Origin of the sequence: Terriglobus albidus (genome assembly GCF_008000815.1) — a bacterium.
Classification (GTDB): domain Bacteria; phylum Acidobacteriota; class Terriglobia; order Terriglobales; family Acidobacteriaceae; genus Terriglobus; species Terriglobus albidus_A.
In genome coordinates, this window is sequence record NZ_CP042806.1 from 1,877,202 (window position 1) to 1,890,108 (window position 12,907).

7 protein-coding genes are annotated in these 12,907 nt (G+C 57.1%); 3 read left to right on the forward strand and 4 right to left on the reverse strand.

Annotated features, from left to right (window positions below; genetic code table 11):
• Positions 1–126: 126 nt before the first annotated feature.
• A complete protein-coding gene (locus FTW19_RS07555) occupies positions 127–2,472 on the reverse strand; it encodes a xanthine dehydrogenase family protein molybdopterin-binding subunit (RefSeq protein ID WP_147647052.1) in 2,346 nt (781 codons plus the stop codon).
• Complete coding sequence (locus FTW19_RS07560) at positions 2,469–3,161, reverse strand: (2Fe-2S)-binding protein (RefSeq protein ID WP_246153632.1); 693 nt, start codon at positions 3,159–3,161, stop codon at positions 2,469–2,471. The genes FTW19_RS07555 and FTW19_RS07560 overlap by 4 nt, the downstream gene beginning before the upstream one ends.
• 78 nt (positions 3,162–3,239) lie before the next feature.
• On the opposite strand from FTW19_RS07560, the gene FTW19_RS07565 reads away from it, so the two are divergent.
• Both FTW19_RS07565 and FTW19_RS07570 read left to right on the forward strand, forming a co-directional pair.
• Positions 3,240–4,163 (forward strand): bifunctional helix-turn-helix transcriptional regulator/GNAT family N-acetyltransferase, encoded by a 924-nt coding sequence (locus tag FTW19_RS07565; RefSeq protein WP_187143350.1) that lies wholly within the window; start codon positions 3,240–3,242, stop codon positions 4,161–4,163.
• 270 nt (positions 4,164–4,433) lie between these two features.
• Positions 4,434–8,396, forward strand: coding sequence for a TonB-dependent receptor (locus FTW19_RS07570; RefSeq protein ID WP_147647054.1), 3,963 nt, complete (start codon positions 4,434–4,436; stop codon positions 8,394–8,396).
• Positions 8,397–8,454: 58 nt separating this feature from the next.
• Here the strand turns inward: FTW19_RS07570 and FTW19_RS07575 are convergent, their stop codons facing one another.
• Entirely contained in the window at positions 8,455–8,910 is a 456-nt protein-coding gene (locus FTW19_RS07575) for a low affinity iron permease family protein (protein WP_147647055.1), read from the reverse strand.
• 203 nt (positions 8,911–9,113) lie between these two features.
• Here FTW19_RS07575 and dinB point away from each other — a divergent pair, with 203 nt between their 5' ends.
• Positions 9,114–10,220: a DNA polymerase IV gene (gene dinB / locus FTW19_RS07580; protein ID WP_348641845.1), complete on the forward strand. Its 1,107-nt coding sequence runs from the start codon at positions 9,114–9,116 to the stop codon at positions 10,218–10,220.
• Between the two features lie 8 nt (positions 10,221–10,228).
• Here dinB and FTW19_RS07585 read toward each other — a convergent pair whose 3' ends face one another.
• Positions 10,229–12,874, reverse strand: a complete 2,646-nt coding sequence (locus FTW19_RS07585) for a patatin-like phospholipase family protein (protein WP_147647056.1) — start codon at positions 12,872–12,874, stop codon at positions 10,229–10,231.
• Positions 12,875–12,907: the final 33 nt, after the last annotated feature.

The following is a 12,907-nucleotide window of genomic DNA, read 5'->3' on the forward strand; positions in this document are numbered from 1 at the left end:
TGCTCGAATGGTTTATCCCAGCGAAACGAGTTCGATGGGGGACCCGAATAATTTGCCCCAAATGTCCCACCCATCGCTTGTCGCGATGGATGGGGCACCCAATGCATGGGGTAACACTAGGTCGGGTTATGCCTTTAGCAGTTCTTTGACGTAAACCGGGCGCAGCGGGAGGCGGCGGATCGGTTTCCCTGTCGCGTCGAAGACAGCCGCTGCAATTGCCGGTGATGCGAGCGCGTTGGCTGCTTCCGAGCCCTGGCCGTAGCTGCCGACTGTTGGATTATGGAGGAGGACGACTTTAATCTCCGGAATCTCGTTCATCTTCAGGATTGGGTAAGAGATCCAGTCAGCTGCGGTGACGGCTCCTTCATCGAAGGCCACCTCTTCGTAGAGTGCCTGGCTGATGCCCATTACCGCTCCACCTTCGATCTGCCGTTTGAGCTGCTCCGGGTTCACCACGATGCCGGGATCCACAGCGATGGTGTACTTCTCGACCTTTACGTCTCCGGTTGCCGGTGTGACGGTGATCTGGCAGGCGCACGCCCAGTAGACTCCACCGCGGAACATGACAGAGACGCCCTGTCCGCGAACCGGCGTAGAGCCTGTAGAAGCAGCGGCTGGTTGCGGCGATGGACGTGTCTGCCATCCGGACTCTTCGCGCAGCCGCTGCAGCACGTGAATCAGGCGCTCTTCTTTCGCATGGTCGATACGGAACTGAAGAGGATCGGCCGCGGCAAGCGCCGCCGCGTCGCTGATAGCGAGCTCGCGTGGGAAGTTCTGCTGGTATTGCGTGGGTGTCCGCATGCTGTGGTCACGCAGCCCGATGGCGAGAGGGGATGCTTTCTGACCAACCTGGAAAGTGCCGTGGTAACGCTCTTCGAGATTGGGGGCGGCGTCGTATTGCCAGGGATCGGCGCTCCCGTTGGCGATGCTGGTGAGCATGCCGCCCTTTTCCGAAGGAGCCGGCATGGTGGGAAGCCCCGCAAGCACGGCGCCGATCGGACGGTCGTCCTGGCCGGCAGGCTGATGGTGATCGGCTTCGTACGCAACGATGCGCCCATTCGCGTCAAGTCCGATCCTGATGTCGGTAAAGGCGGCCGGAGATTGCGTTGACCACTGGATATCGTCGTTGCGCATCCACTGAACACGCACAGGCTTGCGGAGCTCTTTGGAAAGAAGGACAGCTTCATCCTCGGCTCCTGCGTTGCCTCCGTTCGAGCGGCCGTAGTGCCCGGCCCCGGCATAGGTCTTGACGATGACTTTGTCGGTGTTGACGCCCAGCATCATGGCGAGCTCGCCTCGTAGTGCCTGTGCGTTCTGGGTATGCGTGTGCACAGTCACGACGTCGTCAGGACGGTAATCTGCAACGGCGACCGTGGGACCGATGGGCGCGTGTTTCATGTAGGGCAGCTCGTAGGTGGCGTTGAGCACCTTTGCCGCGGACTTCATTCCGGAGGCGACGTCGCCTGTGCTCTTGCGGCTCTTCTGGACGGGCGTGGCGTTCCAGTCAGCTTCATTCCGTAGATGCTGGTGAAGCTTCTCTTTGCCGGGAAGCCCCTTCCATTCGGTCCATTTGGTGGTACCGGCAACCTGTCCCGATGCCTGGATCGCCTCCCACTCGGTGGGAGCAACAACCGCGACCAGGTCGCCTTTCACGATGACCTGAGCGTTGGGATATTTCTGTTTGTCGACTTTACCGACGGAGACCAGGCGCGATCCCAGCGTGGCTGGATGAATGGTGCGCGCATGCAGCATGCCCGGAAGCTTGACGTTCGTGACCCACGGTTCCTGGTGCTTCACCTTCTGGGCGATGACGCTGTTCTTATACGACTTGCCGATCACCTTGTAGCTGCTGACCGCCTTCATCGGTGGATTACCGCCGACCGCGAGCCCAAAGATGCTGGTGAGGTCACCGCTGACCGGGATGGTGAGCTTGAGATCCTTGCCTTTCACCAGATCGCCGTAGCGAACTTGTTTTCCGCCTCCGGAGACCATGCCGTCATGCGTCGATAGCTGTTCGGCAGGTACTCCAAGATGTTCTGAGGCGAGCTGCAGGATCGCCTGACGGGTATACGCAGCGGCTTTGCGGATATTGGGTGAGCCGTTACCAAGAAGGTCGAAGGTGCCTCCGCCGTCCGCGGTGACATCGGTGTCGCCGGTGACAACAGTGGTGATGGCCTCGAAGGGAAGGTCCAGCTCTTCGGCCACGATCTGACGGTATGCGGTATAGATGGTTCCCTGGCCGAAGTCGCTCTTGCCGGTGCGGAAGAGGACGGTATTGTCAGGACGGATCTCGATCCACGAGCCCGGCAGGGAAGCGTCAAAGGCGCGAAGGCTGGTGTTGGCGGCGGCTTCGGCGGCGCCGGAACGCAGTATGCCGAAGCCGACCATCAGCACCCCGCCAGCTTTCATAAACCCGCGGCGGCTGAGCTGTGCTCCATAGATATCGGTGGTCTGTTCCGTAAACCCGATCATTGTGCGCCTCCTTTCGCCATGAGGGTCGAAGCAAAGCGGACGGCTTCGATGATGGCGACATAGCTGCCGCAGCGGCACAGATGTGGTGACGGTCCTGAGTTGGTGAAGGTGTCCTTGATCTCTTCGACGGAGGGGTTCTGTTTGCTTTCCAGCAGCTCGGTGGCTTTGATCATCATGCCGTTCTGGCAGAAACCGCAAAGGTGAACCTGCTGTTCGATCCAGGCCTCCTGCACCGGGTGCAATGTCTTCGCTGCCTGAGCGGCGGAGAGATGTTGCTGCTTTGCCCAGCGGTCAGGCAGGCCCTCAAGGGTTGTGATTTCCTTGCCTGCTGCAGCCGTGGCGGGTGTAATGCAGGAACGAACCTCTTTGCCGTCGAGTAGTACGGAACAGGCTCCGCATTGCGCCAGGCCGCAGCCGAACTGGGGACTGGTGACATCCAACTCATCGCGAAGAACATAGAGAAGCGGCGTATCCTCAGCGGACTGCACCTCGCGCTTCTTTCCATTGACCGTAATCGTCAACATCGATCCACCTCCAGATTGAGCTCCGGCTTCGTCTCGGTGGCGAGCAGTCATGACAGTGGTTGCCGCGCAGGGAGGGTTCGCGGAGCCTGCCACAGAAGAGTAGCCCATTCCACCTGACGGGGCCACCGTGCGGTCGGCAAAACCGGCGTTTGGCGCGATCGGCATGTCTTTTGACGGGATCAGCTTGCGAAGACGATGTTAGATAGTTGCTTAAAGCAACTATTTTGGTTTAGGGTCGAGTGCATGAGTGATGCGGCCCAGATCTTTGCCATTCGCGACTTCAATCGCTTCTATACGGCCCGGCTGGGTCTATTGCGGAAGCGACATCTTGATGGCGAGTTTTCGCTTACGGAAGCGCGCATGCTGTACGAGATCTGGGCGAATCCCCGGCTGACGGCGTCGAATCTTCGGGGAATCCTGGGTCTGGATGCGGGCTATATCAGCCGGCTGCTGGCTTCATTGACGAAGCGGAAGCTTGTGCGGCAAGCAGTGTCAAAGGCCGACAGCAGGGAACGTCTGCTCTCATTGACGCAAGCCGGTGAGAAGAAGGTGGCCGCACTCAACCGGCAATCGGAGCAGCAAATTGAAGCGATGCTGCAAGGGCTGAGCGGAGAGGAAAAGGAGAAGCTGGTCGCTTCACTCTCGGCCGTACGTTCTCTGCTGAGCGCGCAGAAGAGCTCTGAGGTGCAGGTCGAGCGGCTAAACGAGGTTACCGATGAGGTGCTCGATCTTCTACAGGAGTATTACGAGGCGGTGGGCGTAATGGTGCGGGATACGCCTGAGTCGGTGCGCGAGATCGTGGACGATCCCGATGCCGGCGTATGGATCGCTACGTTGAACGGAAAGATCGTGGGATGCTCCTATCTTCACAGCCTGCCATCGATGCAGGGAGCGACGGAGTGTAAGCGGCTCTACGTCAGACCGAGCGCTCGCGGCAAAGGTGTCGCGCATGCTCTGCTCGATGCACAGGAGGCCTTTGCAAAGAGCCGGGGCTTTAAGCGGATCTATCTGGACAGTAAGGATGATCTGCGCGTTGCCATTGGCCTCTATCAGCGGAGAGGCTTTGTGGCCTGTGAGCGTTACAACGACAACCCACAGGCGACGGTGTTTCTGATGAAAGAGATTGCGGAGACGTCGAAGAAAGCTATGCGAAGGCCCTCAAGGTAGACAAAGGCCGCCGCCACTCCGTGGCCTGCCGCATGGAGAAGAACGAGCATGCCCTTCCTGTCATAGCGCTTCGATGAGTTCGCTCTGCGCATAATCACCCCGTAAATACGAGACGTCTCAATTTTTAGCGCGTACTTAGCGCGCCCAAATCGAAACGATTTTTCTTGACGATCGATGTTTGGTTCAAATACCGTCTCGTCCATCTCGAAACTGTTTTTCTATCGAAACGGCCTACCGGTCTTTCAATCTCCGCAGAGAGGGTTTCTGTCGATGCTTCGTATTTTTGTGCGTTTTCTGGCTTTGTTTGTGCTGTTCAGTAGTTCCCTGGGCGCTGCCTTTGCCCAGGGTGGTGAGGGCGCCATCTCCGGGACGGTGACGGATCCGACCGGAGCAATCGTTCCGCGCGCGACTGTCGTTGCTCATAACACTGCCACCGGCGTGGACGCGACTCGTACCACCACCAGCGACGGTGTCTATAACGTTGCTCCGCTGATGCCGGGTACCTATACGCTGACGGTTACCGCAACCGGTTTCAGCAGCTTCCGGCAGGAGAATATTCAGGTCAATGCGCTGGCCAACGTAGGCCTGAATGTGTCCCTCAAAGTCGGCAATCAGAGTGAGACGGTGACGGTCACCGATGCTCCTCCCATAATTGAAACGACGAATGCCACACTTGGCGGAACCATCGACAACAAGCTATATACCGCACTGCCGATCATGATCACAGGCCTGCAGCAGCGCGACATCACCCAGTTCTCAAATCTGCTGCCGGGCGCACAGGTTCCTCCCGGAGGCCGCTCGTCGATCATCGGTGGAACGGGACAACGGCTTGGCGAACTATATCTCGACGGTATGCCGATCACGACGCTGTCGCAGCAGGGCGACAATCGTCCGATCTTCAACATCGTTCCGCTTGAGGCCATTGACCAGGTGAAGGTGGTGACGTCAGGTTTCTCTGCGGAGTATCAGGGCGCGGGTCTGGAGAACTACAACACCAAGGGTGGGGGAAACAAATACCACGGAGCTATCTTCGGATACTTCCGCAATACGATTTTTGATGCATGGACATTCAGCAATAAGCCAGGCGCGCCTGGAAACCAGCAGAGTGTGGTGGTCAACGGAGTTGTTACCAAGGTCGATGGGCCGAAGACTCCGGAGCATCAGATCGAGACAGGTTTCACCATTGGTGGCCCAATCAAGATTCCTCATCTGATCGATGGGCACGACAAGCTGTTCTTTTTCGCGACGTACGATAAATTTCACTCAAGCCAGGGCGCGAACAACACCCCGAGCACCGTCCCCACGACGTTAATGCGACAGGGTAATTTCCAAGAATTGCTTACGGCGAACGCAACGACGGGAGGCAAGGGGAATACGGCGAACGTCAACTACCCGATTTACGATCCGACGACGCAGGCTGCCTGCACGGCGCAATATAAAACCGCGTGCCGCTATCAGTATGGCTATGGCCCCGGAGTCGGTAACAGCGCTCCGGTTCTGATCACTCCCGGTGGGGCAAACATTATTCCGGCGAGCCAACTCTCTCCGATCACGCAGTTCATGCAGAAATATCTGCCTGCACCGAGTGTGGACACTGTTGGCGCCATTGCGAACAACTACGTGGGCGGCATTCCGCAGGGCTACGACAACTGGCTCTACTCAGGCCGCATAGACTACGCCATCTCGCCGAAACAGACTTTGATCATGGTCATTACGGGCGGTAATCGTCACGCTGTCCCGTACACGACCTCGTCCACTTCCAATCTTCCGGTACCGTATCTTGCCACGACCATGTCTACGGTCGGTGGTCATTGGGCATCGCTGGAAGATAACTACGTCATCACGTCGAACCTTGTGAACCAGTTCAAATATGGCTTCATGAACTTCGGCGGGCCTCCGGTGCGTAACATCACCCAGGGAAATCCACTTTATTCTGCGGCTGCCGCGGGTATCACCGGGCTGCCGGCGGGCCAGGCGTCGGAAAATTTTCCAAACACTACTTTTTCAGGAAGTAATGCGCCGGCAGCGTGGGTTGGCAATACGCCAACGACGACGAATGTTTCGGAGACCTATACCCTTAAGGACAACCTGTCCTGGTTGCACAGCGCACATTCCTTCAACTTCGGTTTCCAGTATCAGTGGCTCGAAAACAATTCGAGCGTCGCCGATGGTGCATCACAGCCGATGACACTGACGTGGAACACGAATGAGACCGCCAATCTTTCCGGTACGAGCTACGCTTCAAACACAGGGTATTCCTACGCTAGCTACATGATTGGCGCCGTGGGCAGTTCTACCATCACGCAGCAGGCATTTAGCGTCTTAGGTGGCCGTTTCCGTCCCTGGGCGGTGTATGGACAAGACGACTGGAGAGTAAGCAAAGACCTCACGCTTAACATCGGGCTGCGTTATGACTATCTGCCTACGTATCGAGAAGTGCTCGACCGGTGGTCGTTTCTGAACCCGAACATCCAGAATCCAATCACAGGAAATCTCGGAGCCTTACAGTTCGCCGGAAATCGCGCAGGCGGTCTTCCCGTAAGTTGCAATTGCAGTACGCCGGTGGATACGCACAAAACGAACTTCGGACCGCGCGTTGGATTTGCGTGGACGATTCATGACAAGACCGTTGTCCGGGGCGGCTTCGGCCTGTTGTATTCGCATGCGGGCGGTACGGGGGGAGCAGGCGGAGCGGGCACAGGCTCCGGCCAATTTGGCTTCACTTCGGCAGTCACACTTGCCGATAGTACTGCCGGTCCGGCCTTCTATCTCAACAGCGCCAACTCCAAATGGGGTGGGCCCGGATATGTTCTGCCGGCGCCTGCAACCGTCACTCCGACCAGCCAGACACTTGGAACCGGGTACTACGTCTGCTCGGGGCAGAACTTTACCCCTTGCAATGGAGCCTCAGGCACCTCAGCCGGGAATGGCAGCAGCCTCGCATATCCAGACAGGTATCTTGGAGGCCGCGCACCGGTCTTCAACTTCTGGAACTTCGGTGTCCAGCGCGAGATTACGCAGAACATCACGATCACCCTCAACTATGTCGGCAGCCAAAGCCATTTCCTGGCGGGCGCGAACAACATTCGCGGGTTGCAGTCAGGGCAGGTGCCGGCATCGTATCTGGCATCGGTGGGCGCAGCGGATTGCAGCCAAACACCGGGCACAACGGCCTTCAACTCCTGCCTGAATCTGCCTGCAACAACGGCGAATCTTGCATTGGCACAGACCCGTAGCGGTGTAACGCTTGCCGCTCCGTACTCCGGTTACACCGCCGCCGCGGCTGTCAACTCAAATGCCACCATTGCTCACATGCTCACCTGGATGCCCCAGTATTCCGGTACCTCGGATACGTGGGGAAATGTCGCGAATGCGAATTACAACGCATTTCAGCTGAGCCTGGCTCATCGCGCGGCTCATGGTTTGACGCTGAATCTCAACTACACCTATTCGAAGAATATCGATGATGCCGGAACCGCCCGTTCGGGCTGGGATCTCCCTGCCGGCGTAACATCGACGGGCAGGGCATGGAAACAGAATGCGATCGACCGATCCCTCTCCATCAACTCGCAGCCGCATAACCTGAGCGTCTTTGGTGTCTATGAGCTGCCTTTCGGAAAGGGTAAGATCGGCGGGAACAACTTCCTTGTCCGCGCATTGCTTGGCGGATGGCAGACCGGAGACATCTTCCAGTACTCCTCCGGTCTTGCACTGGCCCTGGTCGGCTCCTGCAACACACAGCAAAACATCGGTCAAGGGACGTGCATGCCGGACTATAACCCCGCGTTCACCGGGTCAGTGCGCACCAGCGACGGCTGGGGTAAGGGAGTTACCGCGGCAACCCTGGGAACCAAGTCCTACTTGAATGGATATATCTCTACGACAAACTCAGGCATGGGCGCAGGCGGTGCGGCTTGTGGTTCATCGACGGGACCGTTCTGCAATGCCGGCAATGCCAAGATCGGTAACCTCACGCGTATTGGGGCGTATGGTCTACGCGGACCGAGCATCTATCGCCTCACATCAAACCTGCGCCGCACCTTCGACATCAATGACCGTGTGAAATTCCTCTTCGGTGTTGATTGCCAGAATGTAACGAACCACACCACCTTCGGAAACAATGCCGCGAATAACCAAATCACGGTCAACGTCAACAGCTCGACCTTCGGTACGTTGAACTTTGCCAGCGCGGACTCCCGCGCCTTCCAGTTCTCCGGCCGGTTGACCTTCTAGACTCTCCATACTCTTAAAACAGCGGGCCGCCTTTCATGGGTGGCTCGCTGTACGTATTTCAGGACTTTGCCCGTTGAGCGCGGGTCATGCATTCGGCGCGAATCGCCTCGTAGCGCTTATGCAGTTCGCCCAGCTCTTCATCGCTGAGCGATTCGATATCCATCATCTCGTTTTCGGCTTTGTCGATGGAGTGGATCAGCTCATCAAGCTTGAGATTGATGGCTTTGGCGTCACGATTCTGTGTGTTCTGAATCAAGAAGACCATGATGAAGGTGACGATGGTTGTGCCGGTATTGATGACCAGCTGCCAGGTGTCGGAATAATGGAACAGTGGGCCGGTAGCCGCCCACCCGCCAATCACCAGTACCGCTGCCAGGAACGCCCACTTCGATCCGACCCATGCAGATGCCTGCGCCGAGAAGTGCCCGAAAGTATCGGCCGTTGCCTGAGGTTTAACATTTGTCGATACGCGGACGGCGGCATTTTCCTTTTGAACTGTCTGATCTGCTGACATGCGCTGCCCCACCCAAAGCTACCAAGCAAAGACGTGAGTGACACATGTGCGGGTTGGCCGGGGCTGGATATAGCGAAGACCGTGACAAGACGTCACGACTGTGTGGCCGTCGAGCCTCTCGATCGATCACTTCAATCCGAGAATGTCAGTAGCGAATAGAAGGCGAAAATGTCACAATAGCGATGATGCCGGAGAACTTATCCGTGATTGAGGCCCTGGGAACGCGCAAGATCGTGCACGTCGACATGGATGCGTTCTATGCCTCGGTGGAGCAGAGGGACGATCCTTCATTGCGTGGACGGCCTGTTGTCGTGGCGTGGAAGGGTAAGCGGTCCGTGGTATGTGCGGCTTCGTATGAGGCGCGACGATTTGGTGTGCGGTCGGCGATGGCGGCGGTGCATGCAGAACGTCTGTGCCCTGAGGCGGTCTTCATCCCGCCTGATTTCACTCGCTATAAGGCAGTCTCGGCGGCAGTGCGTGAGATCTTTCAGCGTCACGCCGACCTGATTGAGCCGTTGTCGCTGGATGAGGCCTATCTCGATGTGACGGTGAACAAGACGGGGCTGCCGACGGCGACGCAGGTGGCGAAGACGATTCGGCGTCAGATCCGCGAAGAGCTGAATCTGACAGCCTCCGCCGGTGTGGCTCCGAATAAGTTTCTGGCGAAGATCGCCTCCGACTGGAAGAAGCCTGATGGACTGTTCGTGATTCAGCCGCATGAGGCGCAGGCATTTCTGTTGCCGCTTCCGATCGGGCGTATTCCAGGAGTTGGTAAGGTGACGGAGGTTCGGATGACGGAGCTTGGCGTGAAGACTGTCGGAGACATTCATGCGATGGAGATCGCGGCACTGGAGAGCTATTTCGGCCGTTGGGGTGTGCGCCTACATCAGCTATCTCGCGGCATCGACCACAACCCGGTCATGCCAAACCGGGTCCGTAAGCAGATCTCTGCTGAAGATACCTTTCCGGACGACGTTCCTCTGGCGGAGTGTGAATCGCATATTCGCAGGCTGGCAGAGAAAGTGTGGGTTGCGTCGCGGGAGAATGTGCGTGGTGCGAAGACCGTTGTGTTGAAGTTGAAGACGAAGGAGTTCAACACGCTGACGCGGAGCCTGACCTCCCAGATACCACCAGCGTCGTGTGAAGAAGTGACGAGTATCGCGCTGCGATTATGCGAGCGTGTTGCGCTGCCTCCCCAGCAGCTTTATCGCCTGGTCGGAGTAGGCCTCAGTAACTTTCAGGACGAAATGATGGAAGTAGAGTCTCCGTTGTTTTCTGCGATCAGAGAATCAGAGACAGATGCTCTTTGATCTCCTATCTATGGTTTTACGCAATGGTCTACCTGGATATTGCCGGAGAGCTGCTGAACGGGATTGGTTGAAGGCTTCTGCATGAGAGCATCGGCCGTCCATGTAGACGCGACAGCGATGCATGGGGCAACACGCGACTTGGCCTCTTCAATCTTTTGTGTCTGGAGCGGGGTGAGAAACCATGAAAGAGGCTGTGCGGAGCCCTGCTTCTTGCCATTGCTCTCTGTTGCATCCCGGTAGTCAAGGACGATGTGCTTAAACGGAATCTGCTGCGCCTGCAGCATGTCCATAAGGATCTCCAGTTCCCGGCGATTTCTGCGGCTGACGGCCTCGTGGCCAGCGGACCAGAATGCTCCCAAGGGACCAGAGAACTGCCGGAACGAGTTCCAGTATGTAGGGACATCTTTGCTGAAGGGGGCTTTCCCGCCCTGTTCAGGGCTTGAGTTTGCGTCGAGATCAGCGCCATCACGAATCTCGATCAGGAGCAGGGGAACTCCCAGTGTCTTATCTTGCGCATTCGCCGGCCGCGCGATTGCCTTTCGTCCAGCAAGCAGAAACTCAATCACTGAGGCAATGCCGTCGTTATCGTAGTAGCCGCCGTCGACGAAATGAAGGGTTCCCGCATCTTCTGTCCGGTTACTTCTCGCGGCGGAGGACACAAAGGGAAAGGTTGCAGAGAGACGGGCGGCAGTGGAGAGATGGATATCGGCATTCCCGCTGGCAGATCGCCTCCCATAGCCGCTGAGAAAATCTTCGGCCGGCGCTACTCCAGCATCTGCAATTGCATCTGGTTCTATGTGATAGTTGGAAAGAAGGAATCGGCCTCCCGTCTCTGCCGCAGTTGTATTCATGGTGAATGCCGGAACATAGTTGCCGGTATGTCCCGCGTGCCGAGTCCAGGCCTTGAGCTGCTCGGATAGATCTCCGAGCGTCTTTTCTTCCTTGGGGTCGCGGATAGGAGCTTTGGCGCGGTCTTTGCCATCCGCCGGGTTGTTCGATGGACAGGGCGCATCGAAGAGATGACGGCGGATGCCGGCTTCGAGGGCTGTACTTCGATCCCATTGTGGTGAGAAGAGACCCGACAATACCGGAGCCAGAAATACATCGAAGTCCCGATACTCGAGGCCCCATGCAACTGCTTCCAACGCAGAGCAGTTGGAGGCATTGAACATCCATTGTTGCCAGCCTGGAGAAGTGAATGGGGCGGCAGCGGTGTATTCGTTCAGAAAAGGGAGCAGACCAACGCTTCCACCTGAGACAGTGCTGAAGAGTGCCACATTGTTGTGAAAGCTGTACTGGTTGCTTGCCAGGCGCTGTTCGTTCCGGAAACTGTCTTCCAGTGAGGTCAACATCAGCGTGGTCCAGGCAGCGGCGTGAATACCGCCTCCGGTTGCACTGACGACGATGACGGGACATGGGACCGGGGAGTTCTGGACAGTGCAGGTGCGATTTGCCAGTACATCTGCCGGTGTTGCGAGCTCCGGTTGGCTGCCGTGGTTGAGAACCTCGAAGTAATGGTCGCTGAAGCCGCCTAATCTGGGGTTCCAATATATCCCCGGCAGGCGATAGATCAGGCTGGTTCCTCCATGCAATAACAGAATCAAGGCGGCGAAGGCCAATCCTACCGGAAGGTGAAGGCGATCGACATAGAAGGCGATTCCCGCCATGATCAGGGACACCAGGGTGAGAAGAACCAGCACGGAGCACAGAACAGGAAACGACTGCCTCGCCTTGATCTCCTGCAAGAAAAGCCCAAACGCGCCGCCGGACAAAGTCAGTAGCTCTATCACTATGAGGTATTTCGCCCACCGAATACACGGAGGCGTCAGTCCCCAAAGGATGCTGATAGCAACAGCGAGCGTGAGGATACCGAATCCTACAAGCCCGATTGTGTAGCCTTTGCCCGCCGTGAAAGGAGACGTAAGCGGAAACATGAAAAGGTAAACCAGAAAATAGCCGATTGCGGCGATGATCGTGAACTGGTGCCCGCTATAGAGCACTTTTCCGCTTTTTGAATAGCCGGGACCCAGACCGGCGATGCGTCCCCATAGGTTGGAGATGAATTGGGGTGGTATCAAGACCGACGCGGGTTTTGCCTTCTCGAGTTTTTCCAATCCGAGCCAACATCTTGGAAGCAGGATTGTGCGTGGTGGCACCCCAGTGGCATCGTCCGCAGTCCAGTAATAGATCACGTTCAAGCTCGTCCAGAAGAGGAGAGCTAACGCGATGCCGATCAGGCTCATGAGAATTGCGATGAACCAGGCGGTAACAGCCGTCTCCCGATGCGCGGTATAGATCAGATAGGTGAGAACCCCGATCCCGGGAAGCTGGTAGGTGAGAAGTACTCCTCCGGCATAAGGATCGCTATCGTGGCCAAGGAACTTAGAAAGCAGTTGAGGCGGGTCCGCTTGATAGCGATCCCGGCCGTTCAACACGACCACGCGGCTCGTGATTAATGCAATAACGCCCGCGCATGTCAGGAAGAATGCTTCACCAATAAACGAATAGACCTCGGTTGAGGTAAAGATGCCGCGCGTAACGCTATTAATGCCGGTAAAGCGATCCGCCAGCGCAAGTAGCGGAACGGTGAGAAGGCATAAAAGGCTGAAACGGAGAAAGTATAGATACTGCAGATAGGCGAAGAATGCACTCATGATGCCTCTCGGGAGAGATAAAGGCGATGGTGA

Bases quoted from the DNA above. Each gene is read 5' to 3' on its own strand.
- FTW19_RS07555 (WP_147647052.1), bottom strand. From the start codon at position 2,472: ATGATCGGGTTTACGGAACAGACCACCGATATCTATGGAGCACAGCTC.
- FTW19_RS07560 (WP_246153632.1), bottom strand. From the start codon at position 3,161: ATGCCGATCGCGCCAAACGCCGGTTTTGCCGACCGCACGGTGGCCCCG.
- FTW19_RS07565 (WP_187143350.1), top strand. From the start codon at position 3,240: ATGAGTGATGCGGCCCAGATCTTTGCCATTCGCGACTTCAATCGCTTC.
- FTW19_RS07570 (WP_147647054.1), top strand. From the start codon at position 4,434: ATGCTTCGTATTTTTGTGCGTTTTCTGGCTTTGTTTGTGCTGTTCAGT.
- FTW19_RS07575 (WP_147647055.1), bottom strand. From the start codon at position 8,910: ATGTCAGCAGATCAGACAGTTCAAAAGGAAAATGCCGCCGTCCGCGTA.
- FTW19_RS07585 (WP_147647056.1), bottom strand. From the start codon at position 12,874: ATGAGTGCATTCTTCGCCTATCTGCAGTATCTATACTTTCTCCGTTTC.